Consider the following 21973-nt stretch of genomic DNA (forward strand, 5'->3'; position numbering starts at 1 on the left):
GCTGCCCCGTCATCCTGAGCCGCCCCGTCATCCTGAGCGCAGCGAAGGATCCTTGGCCATTACGCAGAAAAACACAATGCGGGAAATTAAGGATCCTTCGACTCCGCTACGCTCCGCTCAGGATGACAGAAAGGAGGCCTTGTCATCCTGAGCGGCTTCGCACCAATGGACGGCGCTCAGGCCGACGTTGCCGCCCTACGCCAGTTCGCGCTTGGCGATGGCGACCTCGGCGTCGATCCGGTCGAGCGGCGACGGGTACTCCAGCGTGACCGGCACGAGCTCGGGCAGGCGGCGGATCTGGCCGGCCCAATCGACCGTGCCCTCCTTGAGCAGCGCCGGTGCGGGATGGTTGGGCGCATCGGGCGCGTTCACGTTCTTGATCTGGTATTCGCCGATCGCATCGGCCGCGAGCAGGGCGTCGAAGGCCTCGTTCGGATCGACGCCGGCCCACACCCAGTTGCCGCAGTCATAGCAAAACTTCACGCTGGCACCAGCCTCGACGAGCCGCTGCATGGACTCCATGGCCCATTCCAAGCTGCCGTGCGAGGCCGTCTGATCATTCTCCACGCATACGGCCACGCCCTCGCGGCGGACCATTTCATCGGCCGTCTTCAGGGCGTCCAGCGGCGTGTTCGGCACGTCACCCACGGCGAACTTCATGCCGGACGCGCCCAACGCGGTCGCTTCGGCCAGGAACATTTTGAGGTTCGGATTCACGGTGCCGCTGGTGCAGAAATCCTCGGGTACGGAGTAGTAGAGGGTCATGTCGCGCGATGCGGCGGCGTCGCGGATTGCGCACAGCTCGGCCTGGAATGCGGGATCGGCCTCATTGCCGCCGGCGATGAACTCTCGGCGCACCTCGGCGATCGGGAAGAACTCGGCGATCCTGCCAATCAGCGCGGACTGTGGCGTGCCGGCCTTCATCGCATCCAAATACATCAGCGTGTTGATTCCCAGCTGCACCATGCGGCCATCCCTCTAATAGTCTGTACACTGCCCGGATATGGAACGGGCGCGGAGACGGTTCTCTCAGTTGTCTCCACGCCCTATTGTATGACTGACATGCCAGCCGGTGGGCCGATTGCCGTTACTTGCCGGTGCTACTTGACGTCGGCCGTGTCGCCCCTGTCTGCGGTTGCGGCATTGGCGACGGTTGCGGCCTCGCGGCGGGACCGCAACTTGAACAGGTAGCCGATGCCCGCCAGCGCGAGCATGATCGCGCACAGGCCGGAGATGGCCACGCCGGTGGTGGCGAGGGACTGCTGGGTGGCCGCGTCGGACACGCTGGAGGAGTCGCCGCCCAGCTTGGCGGCCAGGGAATCGTCCTTCTTGGCGGTATTGCCGGAATCGGAGGCCGCGGTGTTGGAACCGCTGTCGGCCGTGCCGGAGCCGTCGCCCGATCCGGCGGAAGTGCCGGTGGTGGTCGTGCCGTTGCCGGTCGACACGGTGGGTACGGTGGTGCCGGCCTGCTTGGCGGCGTCGGCCAATGCCTTGGTGAAGTCGTCGTGCCACTGCTTGCGGGCGGCGATGTAGTCGTTGTGCGTCTGCTTGATCGCGTCGTGATCGGCCTTGAGGCTGGCCAGCAGGTCCTTGATGTGCTGCTGCGCGTCGGTCACATCCGCGTGGACGAGCTCATGGATGGTGTGCAGCGTGGTGAAGGCATCGTCGATCACGCCCACGAGCGTGTCGTGTGCCTCCTTGAGATCGGCCATGAACTGGTCGTGGTTGGCCTGCGCGTTGTCCAGATCCTTCTCGAGCTGCGCGAAGATGTTATCGATGTCCTGCTTGATCGCGTCGTGGATCTGCTGGATCGCGTCGAACAGCAGCTGGTTGTGTTCGCCGGCGTCCTTGAGGTCCTGGATCAGCTTCTTCACGGCGGTGTCGATGTTGGCCTGCAGACGATCATGCTCCTTCTGCAGCGCGTCCTTCATCGCGTCGTGGTTGTCCTTCAGATGCTCCCAGTCGTTCTCGAGGTTGGCGAAGGCGTCGTCGATGTCGCCCACCACCGTGTCGTGGAACTCCTTGAGGATCCTGACGATGAGCTTGGCGTGCTCGATGGTGTTCTGCACGTCCTGATGCAGATCCTCGGCGGCCTGCTGCTTGTTGGCGTGCACGTCGTCGATGGTCTGCTTGATGTCGTTGTGCGCGTTCTGCAGGCTCTGCTGCAGCTGCTGGAGGTTCTCCTGATGCTGCTGGGCGCGATCGGCGGCATCCTGCTTGAGCTGCGCGTTGAGGTCCTCGAGGTTCTTGAACGCGTCGGTGAGCGCCTGGTGCTCGAAGGACAGGCCTGCGGCGTTGTCGTCCTGGGTGGCGGGCGCGGGGGTGGTGTCGGTTGCGCCGGGCGTGCTTGCGCTGGTGGTCTGGCTGCTGGTGGCGCTTGTCCCCGTGGCCGACGGATTGGCGGTCCGGTTCGCGTCATCCGCCTGGGCGCCCGCCGGGAACGCACCAAGCGCCAGCATCGTGGCCCCCGCCACGATCGCCGCGACCCAACGATGGTTGCCGTGTGAATACCTTGCCATGATCGTTTTCTTGTCCACTCTCCGAACGTATTGAAATCCACCCCAATTGTAGGCGCGTGCGGGGCGTAGGGGGAGCGACAACAAATGCACACAGTGTCGATCTAAGCGCGTGCTGTCCTGATCGTGCCGTGTCATCCTGAGCGTGCCGTGCTGTCCTGAGCGTGCCGTGTCATCCTGAGCGAGCGGAGCGAGTCGAAGGATCCTTAACCTCCCGCACCATGGCGTCATGGGGGGCGACTAGCTCCGCTTGCTCAGGGTGGCGTCCGGCTCATCCCAGCCGGCTCATCCCAGACTCCGCCCATCCGATTTGCTCACTTTGCGCTCCGCCGGCTACAAAATGAGCAGATCCGATGTCCTGCAGGGCCGATTGGGGGTGCAGGACATCCGATTCGCTCATTCTGTGATTTGGCGTGGGCAGAATGAGCGAATCGGATGCGGGCGGGTGCCGCGGGGTGCCATTGGGCGTCACGGGGCGCGGCTTGCGTCACAGGGCGCGGCTTGCGTCACAGGGAGCGATCGCACCCGGTGACGCCGAACGGGAGGCCCTGTGCCGCAATGGTTTTCAGACCCCGTCACGGGGAGCGATCGCGCCCGGTGACGTGATTCGTACCCGGTGACGGGTATCCCGCGCCGAGTGACGCGCTTCTCCCGGTTCCCGCGCGATCCAGCGTGCCCGATGCCCAGCCGGCCCGCTCGCCCGGTGTGACGAAGTTCATAGTTCCCCAGATGGAATCCGGAAAGCCATGCACCCCGCGCTGGATATAGTGGATTGGTATGAGCGAGGAGAACAACGAAGTCAATAATCTGATCGGCCGTGAATCCAGCGTGGTGCCCGGGCGCTTCGGGGAGCCATTCACGATCGACGACGAGCATGTGCTGATGTCCCGCGGTGACGCCTCCGCGGCGCCGAACCGACCGCTGTTCCTGAGCCTGCACGGATGGGGCGCCAACGAGGAGGATGCCGAGGACCTGGTGCAGATGGTCGCCCCCTTCAACGACTATGTGGCCCCGCGTGGCCCCTACACGCTTGAGGAGCCGAGGGGCACGTACATCCCGGGCGCCTACGCCTGGTTCCATGATGCGATCGTGAGCGGCGACGATATGGACTACGACGTGTACGCGGCCGCGAAGGCCGTGGACGATTGGGTCGCCTCGCATATTCCGGCCGATCGCGAGGTGGTCCCGATCGGATTTTCCCAGGGCGGCACGATCGCCGTCCATCTGCTGCGTCTCAACCCCGAGCGCTATAGCGCGGCGATCTCCTTCTCCGGGTATCTGGCCCCCGGCCGCGTGCCCGGCACCGCGCCCGCCGACGATCTGCTCACCTCGCTCGACAGGCCTGTCTACTACTGCTACGGCAAGAACGAATCCGTGGTGCCCAAGTACGAGCTGTATGCCTGCGCGGCTTGGCTTGAGGAGCACACGTGGCTCAATACCAAGAGCTACCGCGGTTTGGACCACGCGGTGAGTCTCGACGAGTTCAACGACATTCGCGAGTGGCTCATCACCAACGCCCTCGCCTCCGGTGTGATGTAGCCGCCGAGCCCGCCTCCTGAGTCAGCCTGGGTTGTCCGCCGTCAGCCTGAGCGAGCGGAGCGAGTCGAAGGATCCTTGGCCACTGGATGGGGGAGGGCGATCTTGCAAACTGGGCAGATCGGGACGTTGATTTTGCAAACTGGGCAGATCCGGTCATCTGGGGCCTCAAATCGGCCTGTAGAAGACCGGATCTGCCCAGTTTGTTTCGGCCGCGTCGGATTCTGCCCAGTTTGGGTCCGGGAAGTGGGGGTGTGGAGCGGTTTCTCGTCAGCCTGGGTTGTTCCCGTCATCCTGAGCGCAGCGCAGGATCCTTGGCCACTGCGCGGATGAGCATAATGCAGGAAGTTAAGGATCCTTCGACTTCGCCCTTCGGGCTTCGCTCAGGATGACGGGAAAACTTACAGCCCCGAATCCGCGTCAACCTGCTGAGCCGTTAAGCGGACAGCCCGGTGGGCTGTCCGTAGGCAGGCTGAGCCGTCTGGCAAACGCCGGTGGCGTTTGTAGGCGAAGGCGAACGGCAGTGAGCGAATAATGCTGCGGCCGTCGGCCGTCCGCAGTTGCGGTCGAGCCGCCGCCAAGGCGGCGACGGATGCAGGTTGACGCGGATGAAGGGGCTTACAGCCCCGAATCCGCGTCAACCTGCATCACATACACATTGCGCCTCAGGTTCCGCGCCTCGGCGCGGCTGATCTCGCCATCGTCCGCCATGTCCTGGATGATGCGCAGCTCGATCGCATAGCTTTCCTTCTTGATCTCCTCGGCCATGTTCTGCGCGCGGGCGCTGTAGCCCACGTTCGGCCGGGCCTGCAGGGCGGCCTTCGCGCGCTGATAGTCGAGGATCATGCCGCTCACGTTCTCGGTCTTGAACCGGCTGGATCCGAGCTCGCCGTACAGCTTGTTGATCGTATGATCGATCGCGGCCACCTGCAGGCGGCGGGTGTGGGCGAACAGCTCGTCGTCGCTCATCATCGGGGCCGTGTGGCGCACGCGGTTCTCCGCGCGCTTGGCCAGGCTGTGGGCGCGCCGGGTCATCGAACTGAACCGGCGGTGGATGTGCCTCCAGGCCACATGGGCGCGCGACTCGGTCTCGTCGATGCTGCCCAAGTGCTCAAGGGCCTGCGAGATCCGCTCGAGCAGCAGATCGCACGCCTCCTCGGCGATCTCCTCCTCGCCATCCGGGCTCGGCTCGTGCGCCTTGATGCGCTTGAGCTGCTGATCGATGTAATCGTGCTCCCACTTGAGCGCCTGCGCCTGCAGACGGTCGAGATCGTGCGAATCGGGGCCGCCCAAGCGCTGCTGGAGCCTGGTGATGCGCTGCGTGTACGAGTTGACCACCATCTGCATCGCGCGGCGGTTCTCCGGCGTGGTCTTGGCGCCGAGCTCCTCGATCGTGCGGCGCAGCACCTCGATGGTGATCTTGTTGTGCTCGGCCGAATAGTCCTTGTGGCGGTTGGGCGCGAGCAGTGGCAGACCGAAGTTGGCCATGACCAGCGTGAGGATGATCACGCCCGAGGCGATGAAGATCAGATCGTTGCGCATGGGGAACTCGTCGCCGTATTCGATCCAGTAGGGGATCGTGAACATCAGGGAGAGCGTGATCGTGCCCTTGGGGCCGCCCAGGGTCATCACGGCGGCGCTGCGCAGGCGCTCGCGGGTGATCGGGCGGCGCTTGCCGGTGTCCGTATCCTTGGTGAGCCGCAGCATGCCGAGCACCCAGACGAATCGCATGCCCACCACCACGAAGGTGACCAGCAGGATCAGGCCGATCAGCGTCCAGTTGCTGATCGTCGGATCCTCCCAGGAGGTGTGCATCGCGCCGGGCAGCTGCATGCCGAGCAGGATGAACACGGTGCCGTTGAGGCTGAACGCGATCACCGACCACACGCTGGAGCTCACGATGTTCGCGCGCGCCACATTGGGACCCACGCCGGTGCGGTCGAATCGGCCGATCAGACCGGACGCGACCACGCACAGGATGCCGGAGACGTGGAGCATCTCGGCGCTCATGTACATCAGGAACGGCAGGAAGATCTCCATGAGGATGCGCGTGGTCGTGTTCTCCCAGCCCAGCCGGCGCATCGTCTCGAACAGCCAGTTGACGATCATGCCGATCGCCAGGCCCAGCACGGTGCCGCCGGTGAAGGAGAGCACGAAATCGCCCAGCGCCTCGCCGAATTTGAACATGCCGGTGGCGGCCGCGGCGATCGCGAACTGGAAGCCCACGATGCCGGTCGCGTCATTGAACAGCGATTCGCCCTTGAGCACGGCGGTCTGGCGCATGCTCAGGCTGGCCTCGCGTCCTAGGGCGCTGACGGCCACCGCGTCCGTGGGGCCGAGCGCCGCGCCCAGGGCCAGCGCCGCCGCGAGCGGGACGGCCGGCCATGCGAGGCTGAGCGCGAATCCGACGGCGATCATGGTGGCCGCGGCCAGTCCGATGGCCAGCGACAGGGACAGCTTGAGATGCCTCAGCAGGGCCGATTTGTCGATGCTGTGCGCCTCCTCGTAAAGCAGCGGGGCGATGAATAGCACCATGAACAGTTCGGGGTTGAGCTTCACATCGGGGAAGAACGGCAGATATGCGGCCACGAGGCCCAGCACGATCTGAACGAGCGGCGTGGAGACGCGGGGGATGAACCGGCTGATGAACGACGAGACGATGACCGCCGCCAGAATGCACAGTATCAGTTCAAAGACTTGCACAGGTTCTCCCGCTCTCTCGCTCCTTGCCGCCGCCTTCCGACCGCTGGTTCCGGTCCCATTGTATGGAACCATGTTAGGAAATTGTTAGGGGAGTGCCGGGGGTTGCGGTGCGGGGCGGGCGGTTCCGTCATTCTGGGAGGTCGGGGTGGTCCCTTCGTCATCCTGAGCACTGAGCCGTTAAGCGGGCAGCCCTGTGGGCTGCCCGTAGGCGAAGGGAGCCGCCGCTAAGGCGGCGACGGTCCGGCGCAGCCGGACACCAAAGCGCGGAGTCGAAGGATCCTTGACCTCCCGCACCATGGACCTTGTGCGTAAGGTTAAGGATCCTTCGACTCCGCTACGCTGCGCTCAGGATGACGTTGGGTGCCTGCCTTTGCGCGGCGGGCTGATTCCGAACGTTTTCGCGGACAGCAAAAAGCCCCGCGGACATGACACGCGGGGCTTTTCCATTCAATTGCGCGATTCGCGCAAGCCTTATGCGGAGCGACGATCAGGCGGCGTCGGCGGCCGGCTTTTCGGCCTCCTCGGCACCGCTGGGCTTGTCCTCGTCATCGTCCTTGGCAAGGCCAAGATCAACCGGCGAGGAGCTGTTCTCCCACGGCTCCTCCCAAGGATCATAATCCGGATTCTGCTGCTTGTAAATGTAGAGCGCTCCGACGGCGGCCAGCAGGGCGCCGAAGAGCAGCGCGAAGAACTTCCAACCGTTCGACGACTTGTTCTCCATGACGGCTCCTTTCCTTGTTACAGGTGTCCGATGGCCTGCCCGTTCAAGCCAACGCTACTGTCCATCATAGAAGGTGGTTTGTGGCGGTTGCGTGTGGGAATCGCGCAAAGGCTCATGATGACGGGCTTAAGCGGACACCGGGACCCGTCGTGTCGTGGATGTCCAAATGGGCGTTTCTGGCCCTCGTCATGTTCGTCCAGGCGTCCGACGCCATCTGCCAGGCACCTGCCGCCATCTGCCCGGCATCCGATACAGTGGTGTCATGAGCAACAGACGATTCAGCCTCTTCCCCAACACCCCTGGCCTGCGCGACCTGTTCGATCGGCGCGTCCTCGCCAACCAGTGGCGCAGCGGCGGCCCGGTGATCACACAGATGATCATCGTGGTCTGCGTGGCCGTGTGGGTGGTCGAGATCGTGCTCCGGTTCCTCGCGCCCGGCCTGCTCAACATGATGCTCAACGCCGGCATGTTCAGCCCGCTTTTGGCCGTCTCGCGCCCGTGGACGTTCATCACCTCGATGTTCCTGCACGAGCCCGGCATCATGCACATCCTGTTCAACATGCTCGCCCTGTGGAGCGTGGGGCCGCTGCTGGAGCGCATGCTGGGCCACTGGCCGTTCCTGGCGTTCTACGCGATCTCCGGCGTGGGCGGCAGCGTGGGCATGATGGCGGTCGCCGCGATCTCCCCGTCGATGTCCGGCTGGATGACCGCCGCGTACGGCGCATCCGGCGCGCTGTTCGGCTTGTTCGCCGCGATGCTGGTGGTGTTCCGGCGGATCGGCGCGGATATCCGATCGATGCTGATCTGGATGGCGATCAATTTCGCGATGCCGCTGGTCGTCCCGGGCATCGCGTGGCAGGCGCATGTGGGCGGCTTTGTGACCGGTGGTGTGCTGGCTCTGCTGCTGACCTCGGGGATCCGGCTGCTGCGCGGCAAGTCGATCGTGACCCGGACCGCGGTGTACGGCGGCGTGGTGTTCGTGGCGCTGGTGGCCGCGGTGCTGGCGTGCAATCTGAACAATCCGATGCGCATGTTCATGTGAGGATGGGTTGACGGGTCTGGATGGGCCGGCCGGGCCGTCCGGCGGCGGGATTGCGGTGCGTAAATTACACGCATGTGATTATCCACAATCTGTGGGCAACTCTGTGGATAACTAGGGGATATGTCGTGGATATGCACCGCATTCCGGTGGGTAAACAGGGGTTTGATGGTGGATAAGCTGTGGAAACTGTGGATATCCACCTCGTGCATAAGTGAGTTATCCACATAATCGGTGTGTGATGTCCGACTTATCCACGAACGCACGTTCTAGTGGAGATTATCCACAAAAGGAGCATATCTAGTGCCTACGGGGGCTGAAATCGGCTATATGACAGCCGATTTGCTCATTTTGTTCGAATCGTATGACTGTGGCTGGTGGGGCCGTGATGGGGCGGAGGCGATGATCGACGGTCGAAAACAATGTGCATAACGCAAAATCTACGTTGTGCACGATGGAATCGGGTGCCCGATTGTGGATAACTTGCCGGTATCTGGCGGCTGGTGCCTGACCGGGGCTGGCGGGCACTAAGTCGGCGACAAACTGGGCAGATCCGGCCGGCTTTTCCGCAAACTGGGCAAATCGGGGCTTCTGGAGCCCAAATAAGGCCCGTACAAGACCAGATCTGCCCAGTTGTCGGGAGAACCATCACGATCTGCCCAGTTTGTGGCCCACGCGGCACTCCGCGTGCATGCAAAATGAGCAGATCCAGTGTGGAAGTGTCGAATTCGCGCCGAATCCGTCCAGCTGGCCATCGGATTCGCTCATCCTGATGCCTGATTTGGCTAGAATGAGCAAATCCAATGCGGTGGGGGCTGATTGGGGGGCGTAGGACATCGGATCTGCTCATTCCATGATTTTGCGAGCGCAAAGTGAGCGGAATCAGTGCGGTGGAGTGGGTTGCCGGCGGGCTGCCGCGGGCGCTCGAGGGGCTTGACCCGCGCGCCATCGGATTCGCTCATTCTGCATCTGGATGGGCTCGCAAAATGAGCGAATCCGATGGCCGGCTGCATGCAAAGTGGCGCAAGGCTGGCGGCGATGGCTTGGCGCGTGGTGTTGATACGTGGATTAAGGATCCTTCGACTCCGCCCTAACGGGCTCCGCTCAGGATGACGATAAGAACGGATACGCGAAGGGCCGGCGGATGCATGTGCGCGGACGCACTGCATCACACCGGCCCGTAAGTCGCGGAATCGCGGAATCGCGAGATCTCAAAATCGCGCAGCCGCGAAAGCAACGCGGCTCAGCGCCACCACATGGTCATCAGGAAGCCGACCATCAGGATCGCGAACGCGATGGCCAGGTTCCAGGCGCCAATGCCCGGGATCGGGTAATCGGTGGTCAGGTAGTAGACGACGGCCCAGATCAGGCCGATGATCATCAGCGTGCAGAACAGCGGGACGAACCAGCCGGGATTCGCCTTGGTGCCCTTGATCGTCTCCTCGACGCGCTTGGTGTTCTCCGCCTGGCGCTGCATCATGCGCTGCATCTGGGGGTTCAGGGCGGACTTGTCCGCCGTGGCGTTCAGGATCGCCTCGACCTTGTCCATCGAAACGCCGTACTCATCGTTCGTCGCGCCGGTTTCGCCCTCAGCATTAACGGAGGCGGACTTCTGCAGGTCCTTCTGGTCCTCCGCCGCGGTATTGCGCAGTTCTTGCTCTGCCATCAGCTTGTCTCCTTCAATAGGCTATAAGTCATAGTAGTGGCTAGACTCGAATGAGACGACCAATTTTACGAAAATACGGCATCCTGCGCGGTGATTGCATGGCGACGGCACGTCGATCGCACTCCCGATCGCAGGGCGATGGCACGGCGAATGATCGTGGGCGGCCGCGAAATCGGGGATCGGAGCACAATTATGGCGGCACGACGGAAGACCGGGCGGCACGGCGTGAGGCGATCGTGGCCCACCACCGTGTCCATTGTGCTCATTCTGGCGCTCACCGGCTGGCTGCTCACCGTCAATGTGCGCATCAACCGCACCGCGTACGACACCTCGGACACGGCCGGGCTCGTGGAGGAGCAGACCAATCGCATGCAGCAGCTGAGCGGCGAGGTGAACGATCTGAGCAGCCAGATCGACACCCTGCAGGGCCTGATCTCCGACAGCTCCACCACCGGATCCTCGGCCAACGACGCCGGATCGGGCACCATGCTCGCCGCGCTCACCGGGCCGGGCATCACCGTGACGCTGGACGATTCGCCGCTGAGGGAGCAGGCCGCGAACGACCCGAAGAACGTGGACGCGTACGTGATCCACCAGCAGGACATCGAGGCCGTGGTCAACGCGCTGTGGAACGGCGGCGCGGAGGCGATGATGATCATGGACCAGCGCGTGCTCGCCAGCACGGCCGTGCGATGCGTGGGCAACACCCTGCTGCTGGAGGACAAGAAGTACGCGCCCCCGTACACGGTTTCGGCCATCGGCCCGTCCAAGACGATGATCGCCGCGCTCAACAATTCCGAGGCGATCAAGATCTACAAGGAATACGTGAAGGTGTACGGTCTGGGTTGGAAGGTGCAGACCGTGGACAGCCTTGATTTCCCCAAGACGTCGTCGCAGCTCCAGCAGCTCAAGTACGCGACCGTGGCGGAATCGGCCCAGCCCGGCGGCTCGGGCGATCAAGGCTCGGGCGATCAAGGCGCGCAGACCAATCAAAGCGCGCAGGGCACGCAGAAAGGGGACCAGTGATGGCGGGACGGCATGGAGCGCCTTCGCATGCAAGGGGCACACGCAACACGCAGGGCGCGCGCAACGGGCGGAACGCCGGATTCGCGGTGCTGGGCATCATCGGCGAGATCCTCATGACCCTCGCGGCCCTGTGCGCGCTGTACATCGCGTGGCAGATGTGGTGGACCGGCGTGATCTCCGAGCAGACCCAGATCCAGACCCGCGAGACCGTGGCGTGGTCGGATCCGGTCGCCGCGGGCAGCAGCACCAAGGTGGCGCAGGCCCAGCAGGGGGACGCCCCCGTGCAGCCCGAATCGGCCGCCGACGGCGATCTGGTGGCCCAGCTGTACATCCCGCGCTTCGGCACCAACTGGCAGCGCAACATCGTCGAGGGCATCAGCGGCGAGCAGCTGGCCAAGCACGGTCTGGGCCATTACCCCACCTCGCAGATGCCCGGCCAGGTGGGCAACTTCGCGATCGCCGGCCATCGCGGCGGCTACGGCGAACCGCTCGCCTACGTGGACCAGCTGCAGGAGGGCGACCCGATCATCATCCGCACGCAGGACTACTGGTACGTCTACCGCTACACCACGTACAAGATCACCGTGCCCACCGATGTGGCTGTGGTCTCCGCCGACCCGTTCAACGCCGGCGGCACGCCCACCAAGCGCTACATCACGCTGACCACCTGCGAGCCGCGCTACAGCCCCACGCCGGCCTCCAAGCGCTGGATCAGCTGGGGCGAACTGGAATACTGGGCCAAGGTGTCCGACGGTGTGCCCAAGGAGCTCGCCACCACGGACTCCTCCGGGCAGGTGAAGTTCACCGCGCAGGAGTCGCCCTCGGTGTTCGCGAAGGTCGGCTCGCTGGACGGCGTGGTGGCCTGGCTGCTTGTGGCGTACGCGGTGGTGTATCTGGCCGCGCTGGTGGCGTGGCGCTATCCGCTCTTGAGGGCCATCCGCGATGGGGAGCGCAGGCGGCCCGATGCGAGCTTCTACGGGTGGATCGATCGCCGTCAGCCCGGCCCGATGCCCGTGCGCCTGCTGCTCATGATGATCCTGATCGTGGCGGCTTCGGCGGCCCTGTTCCAATGGGTGTTCCCGTGGATGGCCGCGAACATCCCGATGTTCCAGCAGATGAGCGCTTACGTCTCTGTGGAATAGGAACGGCCGATCGGACGCGGGTGCCGTCGGGTGCCCAAATGGACGCAATCGCCGCCGATTCTGTCCATTTGGGCACCCGCCGGCCTCTGTTACCCATAAGGGGTACAGTGGCCCTATGACTGATTCCGCGCGCATTCTCGTCATCGACAATTACGATTCGTTCGTCTACACGATCGTCGGCTATCTGAAGACGCTCGGCGCCACGGTGGACGTGGTGCGCAACGATGCCGTCGACCCCGCCAAGCCCGGTCTGCTGGACGATTACGACGGCGTGCTGATCAGCCCCGGCCCCGGCGCCCCGGCCGAATCGGGCGCGAGCGAGGACATGATCCGCCTGTGCGCGAAGACCGGCAAGCCGATGTTCGGCGTGTGCCTGGGCATGCAGGCGCTCGCGGAGGTGTTCGGCGCCACCGTGAGCCACGCGCCCACGATCATGCATGGCAAGACCAGCCCGGTGGAGCATATCGACGATGAGATCTTCGCCGGCGTCTCCAACCCCATGACCGCCACCCGCTATCATTCGCTGGCCGTGGAGCCCGATTCGATCCCGGACACGCTGGAGCTGACCGCGTGGACGCAGGGCGATCATATTGTGCAGGGCCTGAAGGTCAAGGGCAAGCCGATGTACGCCGTGCAGTTCCACCCCGAATCCGTGATGACGCAGGACGGCTACCGCCTGCTGGCGAACTGGCTCGCCGTGTGCGGTCAGGAGAACGCCGTGGCCAAGTCGATCGGCCTGCAGCCCAACGTGGCAAAGTAACAAACGAAGGGGCGAATGCGCAGAGCGGATTAACGTCATTCTGAGCACTGAGCCGTTAAACGGGTCCTTCTCTTTGTCATCCTGAGCGCTGAGCCGTTAAGCGGGCAGCCCTGTGGGCTGCCTGTAGGCGAGGGGAGCCGCCGCCAAGGCGGCGACGGTCCGGCGCAGCCGGACACCGTAGGGTGAAGTCGAAGGATCCTTACTACTCGCATCGAGTCACCGTCCCCGACATTGCGCGGGGAAGTTAAGGATCCTTCGACTCCGCCCTATCGGGCTCCGCTCAGGATGACAAAGAGGGAGCCGTTACGGCTCAGTGCTCAGGATGACGGAGAGAGGACTCTGCAAACTGGGCAGATCGGGACGCTGATTTTGCAAACTGGGCAGATCTGGGTTTCTAGAGCTCCAAATCGGCCTCCAGATGACCGGATTTGCCCAGTTCGCGAATGCAACGGCCGGATTTGCCCAGTTCGCGTCACCAGCTAGGTCAAACTGGGCAAATCCGGCCGTTGGAATGGGGTAATGGGCGTGGTTAAGGATCCTTCGGCTGTCCGCTTCACGGCTCAGTGCTCAGGACGATGGTATGGGAAAGCCCCGCACATTGCGTGCGGGGCTTTCCCATACCATCAGTTGGACCCGGTCGTGCCGCTGCCGGTTCCGGAGCTGGACCCGGTTCCGGAACCCGTGGACCCGGACCCGTTGCCGTTTCCGGAGCCATTGCCCGTGCCGCTGCCCGATCCGGATCCGTTCCCGGAGCCGGACGATCCGGCGGCGCGCGCGGTCAGCGTGATCGTGGTGCTCTTGTCCACCGGGGCGCTGGTGCCCGCGGTGGGGCTCTGCGCGGTGACGATCGCCGTGTCGTCCGAGGAGCCGGTGACGGTCACGGTGTAGCTGGACAGCAGCTTCTTGGCCTGCGCGACCGTCTTGCCCACCACGTTCGGCACGGCTGCGGAGGCGGCCTGCGTGGTCAGCGTGACCGTGGCGCCCTTGTCCGCCGTGGAGCCGGCCTCGGGGGACTGCGAGACCACGGTCGCGTCGTTGTCCGAGGAGCCGCTGATGCTCACCTCGAAGCCGGAGAGCATCTTCTTGGCCTGCGCCACGGTCTGGCCGGTCACGTCCGGCACGTTGACCTGCGTCTTGCCGCCGGAGACGTAGACGGTGATCGTCTCGCCCTGGGACATGCGCGTGCCGGAGGCCGGGCTGGTGCGGGTCACCGAGCCGGCGGCCACCGAATCGGATGCCTCGGTCTGGAAGACCGCGGTGAACTGGCTGTAGTCGGACTTGAGCGTGCTGGCCGCCTCGGACTGGGTTTTGCCGGTCAGATCGGGCATGGTGGCCATGCCGTTGGAGATGTACAGCGTGATCTGCGAGCCCGCCTGCGCGCTTTCGCCGGCCGCGGGCGAGGTGCGGGTCACCTTGTCCTTCTCGATCGTGCCGCTGTTCTCGGTCTTGTTGGACGGATTGACCGTGAAGCCGAGCGCGGTGAGCTTGGCCGTCGCCTCGCTCGGGTCCAGACCCTCAAGGCCGGACGGCACCTGCTTGGTGGACGGGCCGGTGGAGAACCACACCTTCACCGAGCTGCCCTCGACCACCTGCGTGCCGGCGGCCGGATCCTGCTTGGTCACCGTGCCCTCCGCCTTGGTGGAGTTCGCGTCCTCCTGCTTGTCCAGCTTGAGGCCCGCGTCCTCCAGGACCTTGCGCACCTGCGCCTCGGTCATGGTGTCCGTGATCTGCGGGACGACCGCGTACTTGGTGGTGTCGCGGCCCATGTAGGCCCATGCGCCCACCACGATGCCGGCGAGCACCAGCAGGCCCACGATGATGCCGATCACCGTGTTGCGCTTGCGCTTCCTGGCGGCCGCCGCGCGCTGGGCCGCACGGGTCTGCGGCAGCGTGCCGGTGGCGGTTGCGGCGTTCTGCGCCGGCGGGACCACCTCGAACTGGCCCGTGAGCGGATTGAAGGCCTGCGTGGCCGTCTGGGCGGCCTGGGGATTCTGCGCCGGGGACGACGGCATGCCGGCCTGAGCCGGGGACGTCGCAGACACGCCGGGCATGTTGAGCGCCTGCGTGGTGGCGGCCGTGTCCTGCGCCGGTGGCAGGGCCACCGTGGTGGTGCCCACGCCCGTCGCGCGCTGCTCGGCGGCGGTCTCCGCGGCCTTGCGCGCCTTGATGTTGTTGAGGTCCGTGAGCGGGTTGAACGCGGCCGCCACGGGCATGCCGCCATTCATGAAGGTCAGGACGTCGTTGCGGAACTCCGCGGCCGTGGCGTAGCGGTTCATGCGGTCCTTGGCCATCGCCTTGCCGCAGATCGAGTCCCACATGGTGGGCAGGCCCGGCACGAGCGTGCTGGGCGGCGTGGCCACCTCGGAGACGTGCTGGTAGGCGATCGCCACCGCCGAGTCGCCGGTGAAGGGCGGACGGCCCGTGAGCATCTCGTACAGCACGCAGCCGGCCGAGTACAGGTCGGAGCGCGCGTCCACGACCTCGCCGCGCGCCTGCTCCGGGGACAGGTACTGCGCGGTGCCCACCACGCCCTGCGACTGGGTCATGGTGGCCGCGGAATCGTCCAGGGCGCGCGCGATGCCGAAGTCCATGACCTTGACCATGCCTTGGTCGGAGATCATGATGTTGCCCGGCTTGATGTCGCGGTGGATGATGCCCATGCGGTGCGAGTAGTCGAGCGCGTTGAGCACGCCCAGCATCACCTGCTCGGCGTCGCGTTGGCTCAGCGGGCCGTTGGCCTTGATGATGTCCCTCAGGGTCTGGCCCTTGACGTACTCCATGACCAGATACGGGACGCGCTCGGACTGGCCGTTGCCGGCGTCGAACATCTCGTCGCCCGAATCGTAGATGGATACAATGTTCGGGTTGTTCATCTTGGCCACGGACTGCGCCTCGCGGCTGAATCGGGCCAGGAAGATGGCGTCGTTGGCCAGATCGGATCGCATGATCTTCACGGCGACGGTACGGTTCAGGCGCGTATCCAACGCCATGTAGACCTCGGCCATCCCTCCATGGCCGATGACGCTGTCCAGCCGGTAGCGGCCGTTCGCCAGCGTGCGGGGAGTAAATGCGCTCATCGCGATACCTCCTGATTGGTCCTGTTCATTCCCGCGGCGTCGAGCAGGCGGGCCGTGTGCGGCGCGCTCATCACCATGCGGGGAAGCTTCTTGCCGGCGCCGAGGATCATCTCGGTGTTCGGCGTCTCCTGATCGAGCAGCCGGCGCTCGATCTTGGCCAGCGTGCGCGCCACCATGAGCGCGTCCGTGGGCCGGTCCTTCGGGTCCTTTTCCAGCATCGCCATCACGAAGCGGGCGAGCTGCGTGTCCACGGCGTCCGGCAGCGGCGGGACGGGGTCGTTCACGTGCGCGGCCGCGATGTCCACGGCCGTGGCCCCGGTGAACGGGCGATGCCCGGCCAGACCCTCGTAGGCCACCACGCCGAGCGAATAGATGTCCGACTGAGGCGTGGCCGTGAGCCCCTGCGCCTGCTCCGGGGAGATGTACTGCGCGGTGCCCACCACCATGCCGTCCTGCGTGATCTGCGCCTGATTGGTGGAGTACGAGACGCCGAAGTCGGTGATCTTCACCTCGCCGGTGTCCGAAACCATGATGTTGGCCGGCTTGACGTCGCGGTGGATCACGCCGTGGCTGTGCGCCACGAACAGGCCGCGCGCGGTCTGGATGAGGATCGGCAGCAGCTCGAGGGCCGGCATGGCCCCGCGCTCGTGGTAGATGTCCGCCAGCGACTTGCTGGGCACGTATTCCATGATCAGGAACCCGATGCCGTCATGCTCGTAGTACTCGAACAGCGCGGCGATGTTGGGATGCGCCAGATTGGCGGAATTGTGGGCCTCCGCGCGCAGGCGCTTGAGCTTGGCCTCGGTGTCCTGCGTGTCCCGCCGCAGCGCCTTGATGGCCACCGGACGTCCCAGCTGGATGTCGTAGCCCTTCCACACCTCGCCCATGCCGCCCTGGGCCAAACGCCTGTCCAGACGATAGCGCCGGTGGATGAGCTGACCTTCGACGAGTCTCATTTCAGCGCCTCCTGCATCACTCTCTTCATCACCGGACCGGCGGTCGCCACGCCGAATCCCTTCACGTTGTGGACCACCACGGCCACCGCGATCCTGGGATTGTCCGCGGGGGCGAAGCCTACGGTCCAACCGTCGTTGCTGCCGTTGCCGATCTGCGCGGTGCCCGTCTTCGCGGCCACGCCTTGGCTCAGCTGCAGGGACGGGGCGTCGCTGTTGACCACCGAGACCATCATGTCCTTGAGCGCGCTCGCCGTCGAGGACGAGAAGGCCTGGGACATCACGGACGCCTTGGTTTCCGAGATCACGCTCAGATCCGCCCCGCGCACGCGATCGACCAGCGTCGGCTTCATGAGTTTACCCCCATTGGCCACCGCGGCCGCCACGAGGGCGTTCTGCAGCGGGGTGATCACGTCGTCGCCCTGCCCGATGGACGCGAGGGCAAGCTTGTCGTCGCTGGCGGTGTCCGGGAACTTCGAGGCGATCGCGCTGAGCGTGATGTCGCCGCCGGACTGCGAATCGTCCACCGTGATCGCACTGCCGAAGCCCAGCTTGCTGGCCTGCTCGGCGATCTTCTGGTTGCCCAAGGCCACGCCCAGCTGCGCGAATGCGGTGTTGCTGGACCACGTGAGCGCGTCCTTGAGGCTGATCTGCCCGTTGGAGCCGGCCGCCTGGGAGGTGGTGTTGGTGAGGTTCGTGACCGTGCCGGGCAGCGTGTAGCTGGATCCGGCCGGGATCATCGTGTCCGTCTTGTACTGTCCCGATTCCAAGGCCGCGGCGGCCACGACGAGCTTGAACGTGGATCCGGGCGGGTAGTGCTCGCTGGTCGTGCGGTTGAGCATCGGATTGCCCTTCGCGTCCACGGCCGACTGGTAGGCGGCGATCGCCTGCGAGCCGTCGTGCACGGCCAGCGGGTTCGGGTCGTAGCTCGGGGTGCTCACCATGGCCAGGATGCGTCCGGTGCTCGGTTCGATCGCCACCACGGCCCCCTCGCGGTCGCCCAGCGCCTCCAGCGCGGCCTTCTGCAGATCGGGGTCGATGGAGGTCTCGATGCTCGCGCCTTTGGTCTCCGAGCCGGTGAACAGGGTCTTGACGCGATCGAGCCACAGGCTGTCCGACTGGCCGGACAGCAGCGCGTTGCGCGAGGCCTCGATGCCGCGGTCGGACCGGCTGGTGATCGAATAGTATCCGGTGATGGCCGCGTATGTGGGGCCGTCGGTGTAGGCGCGCTGGTACTTGAACGAGTCGGTCACTGGGGTCGATTCGGCGATCACCGTGCCGTCCGAGGCCAGGATCGAGCCGCGCGGGGTGCCGTATTCGGCGTACAGGCTGCGGCGGTTGCGGGCGTCGGAGTTGAGCTCCTTGGCGCGGATGGCCGTGATCCACGTGGTGGACAGGCCGAGCACCACGAACAGGGCGATCACCGCGGTGAAGAGTTGGCGCAGCGATTTGTTCATCGTCCGTCCCTCCTCATGTCATTGGCGATGTCATTGGCGTTGCCGCCGGTCGTGCCGTTGTCTCCGGCGGCGTGCTGCGCGTGGCGCGCGTGCTCCTCAAGCATCTCGTCGTCGATCCGGGGCTGCTCGTGCGTTTCCTCGTCCACGATGTCCTGGTCGGCGGTCTCCTCGAACTCGTAGCCATCGTACCCGTCGTCCCCCTCATCGGGGTTCGCGCCGAGCAGGGGCTTGGTGCTGATCACCTGCGTGGCCAGCGCGTTCTGCGCCTTCTGGGCCTCCACCTGCGCGGCCCGCTCCTTGACCTCCTGCTCGCGCAGGGCGGCCAGCGCCTCGTACTGGAAGGTGTCCGACGTGGTGTCCGGCTGCGGCTTGTTCGCCGCGTTGGAGATCACCACCAGCAGCATGGCCAGCAGCATGTTCGCCACCAGGCTCGATCCGCCGGCGGCCATGTACGGCATGGTCAGGCCGGTCAGCGGGATGAGCAGCGTGACGCCGCCCACCACCGTGAACACCTGGAAGGCCATGGTGAACACCAGTCCGGAGGCCAGCAGCTTGCCGAACCCGTCCTTGATCTTCATGGCCGTGACCATGCCGGTGGCGATGATGATCAGATACAGCAGCAGCACGGCGAGCAGGCCGGCCAAACCCAGTTCCTCGCCCACCGAGGTGTAGATGAAGTCGGAGAAGCTCAGCGGCGTGATGTACGGATGGCCCTGACCCAGACCGGTGCCCGCGAGCCTGCCGGCGGCCAGGCCGAACACGCCTTTGACCAGCTGCTCGGAGCCGCCCACCGCGTTGTACACGTCGGCGTCGAACGGGTGCAGCCAGGCGGTGATGCGGTTGCCCACATGGCTGAAGATCGAGGATGCCGCCACCGCGCCCACTGCGAACGCGCCCACGCCGATCGCGATCCAGCTCGCGCGGCCCGTGGCCACGTACAGCATGGAGACGAACATCGCGAAGAACATCAGCGAGGTGCCCAGATCGCGCTGCATCACCAGCACGCCCATGGACACGAGCCACACGATGATGATCGGGCCCAGGTCCCGGATGCGCGGCAGACGGAAGCCGAGCACCTTCTTGCCGCCCACGGCCAGCTGGTCGCGATGGTCGAACAGGTACGCGGCGAAGAAGAACGCCAGGAACAGCTTGGCGAATTCGGCCGGCTGCATGGTGTAGCTGCCGAACTTGAGCCAGATGCGCGATCCGCCCTCCTCATGGCCCACCAGGGGCAGCATGGGCGCGAGCAGCAGGGCCAGGCCCACCACCATGCTCACATAGGAGAACCGGCGCAGGATGCGGTAGTCATGCAGACCCGCCACCAGCGCGCAGCACAGCACCAGCGAGACCATGATCCACAGCAGCTGGCGGCCGGCCACGCCCGTGTTCTGGGCCGCGTCGATGCGCGCGATCAGCATCACGCCGATCCCGGAGAGCAGGACCAGACACGGCACGAGCGTCTGGCTGCCGTAGGGCTGGAACTTGGCCATCAGCGCCCACAGGACCACGAACAGCGCGGCCACCACGATCAGGCGGATCGTGAAGTCCATGGGCATGGATCCCTGGGTGCGCATGAACATCTGGAAGAAGCCCACGCCCACGATCAGGAAGGAGAACAGCAGCAGGAAGAACTGGCGCAGGCGGATGGCGGTCATTGCTGGCTCACCTGCCCTCCTGTGCTCGCCGTGCCGGTGCTCGCCGTGCCGGTGTTCGCAGTTCCGGTGCCCGCCGGGGAGCTTTGCCCGGCCGCGTCGCCCGAGGTCCCGCCGGCGCCCGTGCCCTCCGCGCCGGATGCCGTGGCGGAGGCGGTGGGGCTCGGGGTGGCCGCGGCCGATTCCTTGGCCGCCTGCTGCGCCTGCAGGTCCTTGTTCTCCTGCCCTATGTACCGCGCGCGCTCGCGGGCCGCGTCGAGGCTGTCCACCGAAATGCCCTGCCTGAGCTGCTCCTGCCAGCTCTGCGGCAGATCGCTGATGGGGATGGGGGTGTCCTCCACCTCATGGGAGAGCTGGAAGCCGAAGATGTTCGTGGGCACGCCCTGGTAGATGGACACCATGCCATCCGATTCGCCCAGGTAATAGCGCGTCTGGCTCCACGCATAGGTGCCGTACGCGCCGCCGCACAGCACGGCCGCCACCAGCAGCACGGCGATCGTCACGATCATGCGGCCCCGGCGCCTGCGCTTGCGGTTGGAACGGTCCTTGGCCTTGTGCTCGCGCTGGATGGCGTTGACCACATCCGGATCGAACGGATCGTCCGTGGTGCGGCCGTCGCGCTTCATGATCACCGGGATCTCGCCGGTGTCCGGCATCTGCAGCTCGCCGGTCTCCGCACGGGTGGTGGACGGCTGGGCCACGCGCTGGCCCTCGTCGGGCTGCGGCTGGTCCTCCGCCTTGCCCTGCAGCTTGCCTTGGAGCGAGGGTTTGCCGGATTTGGCGGACGGGGTCATGATCTCGTGCTCGGTCGATTGGATCAGCGCCGCCGCGCGGCTGGCCGGGGATCCGGCGTCCTTGAGCTTGGGGGCTGCGGCCACCGGCTTGTCCAGAATGTCCGCGATCGGCTCAAGGCTCGCGCTCGCGGCCCCGCCGATCAGCGGGGTCTGGTGGGGCAGATCGAACGCATTCGCGTCCAGGGCCAGCGTGGCGTCGCCCACCACGGCGGTCACGTTGTCCGTGCTGCCGGCCTTGAGGGCCATCTGCACCAGATGCTGCGCGCACTCGTTCTGATCGGGCGTGGTGGCGAGCGTCTCGGCGATCGTCGAGTCCTCCAGCACGCCGCACAGGCCGTCGGAGCACAGCAGCCAGCGGTCGGCCGGCTTGGCGGTGTGCACCAGGATGTCCGGACGTGGGTCGATGTCGAAATCGCCCAGCACGCGCATGACCACATTGCGCTGCGGGTGGGTCTTGGCCTCGGAGGGCGTGATGTGGCCGGTGTCGATCAGGTGCTGGACGTAGCTGTGGTCCTGCGTCATGCGGATCAGATGGCCGTCGCGCAGCAGATAGGCGCGCGAGTCGCCGATGTGCGAAAGCACCCAGTAGCCGCCCACAAGGGCCACGGCGGTCACCGTGGTGCCCATGCCGGAGAGCTTGCGCTCGCGGCGGGCCTTGCCCACGATCGCGTCGTGGGCGGCCAGCACGGAGGCCTCCAGCATCTCGGCGACGGCCTTCACATCGCCGGTGGTGTCGTCGTGCTCGATGTGCGCGAGCGAGCGGATCGCGATGGTGGACGCGGTGTCGCCGCCTGCATGGCCTCCCATACCGTCGCAGATGGCGATCAGATGTTCGCCGGCGAACGACGAGTCCTGGTTGTTGCTGCGAACGTACCCCACGTCCGAAATGGTGGTGGAGTAGAGGAAAAGCTGTGCGGAATCAGGCATTGGC

The 21973-nt window shown here is 65.3% G+C and carries 14 protein-coding genes and 1 pseudogene; 5 read left to right on the plus strand and 10 right to left on the minus strand.

The window, feature by feature from the left end:
• Positions 1–195: 195 nt before the first annotated feature.
• On the minus strand, positions 196–966 hold the full coding sequence (locus EMO90_RS04760; RefSeq protein WP_150353825.1) for a sugar phosphate isomerase/epimerase family protein: 771 nt from the start codon (positions 964–966) through the stop codon (positions 196–198).
• A gap of 134 nt (positions 967–1100) precedes the next feature.
• Entirely contained in the window at positions 1101–2519 is a 1419-nt protein-coding gene (locus EMO90_RS12595) for a hypothetical protein (RefSeq protein WP_150353824.1), read from the minus strand.
• 774 nt (positions 2520–3293) lie between these two features.
• Between EMO90_RS12595 and EMO90_RS04770 the strand changes: the two genes are divergently transcribed.
• Positions 3294–4055 carry an alpha/beta hydrolase gene (locus tag EMO90_RS04770; RefSeq protein ID WP_150353823.1) on the plus strand — a complete coding sequence of 254 codons (762 nt, stop codon included), beginning with the start codon at positions 3294–3296 and terminating at the stop codon, positions 4053–4055.
• Between the two features lie 615 nt (positions 4056–4670).
• Here EMO90_RS04770 and EMO90_RS04775 read toward each other — a convergent pair.
• Together EMO90_RS04775 and EMO90_RS04780 are read right to left on the minus strand one after the other, a co-directional pair.
• Complete coding sequence (locus EMO90_RS04775; protein WP_150353822.1) at positions 4671–6755, minus strand: Na+/H+ antiporter; 2085 nt, start codon at positions 6753–6755, stop codon at positions 4671–4673.
• A 487-nt stretch (positions 6756–7242) separates the two neighbouring features.
• Positions 7243–7476 (minus strand): hypothetical protein, encoded by a 234-nt coding sequence (locus tag EMO90_RS04780; protein WP_150353821.1) that lies wholly within the window; start codon positions 7474–7476, stop codon positions 7243–7245.
• 262 nt (positions 7477–7738) lie between these two features.
• Here EMO90_RS04780 and EMO90_RS04785 point away from each other — a divergent pair, with 262 nt between their 5' ends.
• Entirely contained in the window at positions 7739–8518 is a 780-nt protein-coding gene (locus EMO90_RS04785; protein WP_150353820.1) for a rhomboid family intramembrane serine protease, read from the plus strand.
• A gap of 1240 nt (positions 8519–9758) precedes the next feature.
• Here the strand turns inward: EMO90_RS04785 and crgA are convergent.
• Positions 9759–10181, minus strand: a complete 423-nt coding sequence (gene crgA / locus EMO90_RS04790) for a cell division protein CrgA (protein ID WP_150353819.1) — start codon at positions 10179–10181, stop codon at positions 9759–9761.
• Between the two features lie 192 nt (positions 10182–10373).
• Between crgA and EMO90_RS04795 the strand changes: the two genes are divergently transcribed.
• The 3 genes from EMO90_RS04795 to EMO90_RS04805 all read left to right on the plus strand — a co-directional run bounded on the left by EMO90_RS04795 (position 10374) and on the right by EMO90_RS04805 (position 13109).
• Entirely contained in the window at positions 10374–11207 is an 834-nt protein-coding gene (locus EMO90_RS04795) for a DUF881 domain-containing protein (protein WP_150353818.1), read from the plus strand.
• A complete protein-coding gene (locus EMO90_RS04800; protein ID WP_150353817.1) occupies positions 11207–12349 on the plus strand; it encodes a class E sortase in 1143 nt (380 codons plus the stop codon). Before EMO90_RS04795 ends, EMO90_RS04800 begins: the two co-directional genes overlap by 1 nt.
• Before the next feature lie 115 nt (positions 12350–12464).
• Complete coding sequence (locus tag EMO90_RS04805; protein WP_150353816.1) at positions 12465–13109, plus strand: anthranilate synthase component II; 645 nt, start codon at positions 12465–12467, stop codon at positions 13107–13109.
• Between the two features lie 788 nt (positions 13110–13897).
• Here EMO90_RS04805 and pknB read toward each other — a convergent pair.
• The 5 genes and pseudogenes from pknB to EMO90_RS04830 form a co-directional block, all read right to left on the minus strand.
• Positions 13898–16186, minus strand: a pseudogene (gene pknB / locus EMO90_RS04810) (Stk1 family PASTA domain-containing Ser/Thr kinase); the annotation flags it as partial.
• Positions 16183–17142 carry a serine/threonine-protein kinase gene (locus tag EMO90_RS04815; RefSeq protein WP_150353814.1) on the minus strand — a complete coding sequence of 320 codons (960 nt, stop codon included), beginning with the start codon at positions 17140–17142 and terminating at the stop codon, positions 16183–16185. The gene EMO90_RS04815 and the pseudogene pknB, both read right to left, overlap by 4 nt.
• Positions 17139–18596, minus strand: a complete 1458-nt coding sequence (locus EMO90_RS04820; RefSeq protein ID WP_150353813.1) for a peptidoglycan D,D-transpeptidase FtsI family protein — start codon at positions 18594–18596, stop codon at positions 17139–17141. Before EMO90_RS04820 ends, EMO90_RS04815 begins: the two co-directional genes overlap by 4 nt.
• Positions 18593–20251 (minus strand): FtsW/RodA/SpoVE family cell cycle protein, encoded by a 1659-nt coding sequence (locus EMO90_RS04825; protein ID WP_150353812.1) that lies wholly within the window; start codon positions 20249–20251, stop codon positions 18593–18595. Before EMO90_RS04825 ends, EMO90_RS04820 begins: the two co-directional genes overlap by 4 nt.
• Positions 20248–21969, minus strand: a complete 1722-nt coding sequence (locus EMO90_RS04830; RefSeq protein WP_150353811.1) for a BofC C-terminal domain-containing protein — start codon at positions 21967–21969, stop codon at positions 20248–20250. Before EMO90_RS04830 ends, EMO90_RS04825 begins: the two co-directional genes overlap by 4 nt.
• Between the last annotated feature and the right edge of the window lie 4 nt (positions 21970–21973).

This window comes from Bifidobacterium vespertilionis, from assembly GCF_008698145.1.
GTDB classification, from domain to species: domain Bacteria; phylum Actinomycetota; class Actinomycetes; order Actinomycetales; family Bifidobacteriaceae; genus Bifidobacterium; species Bifidobacterium vespertilionis.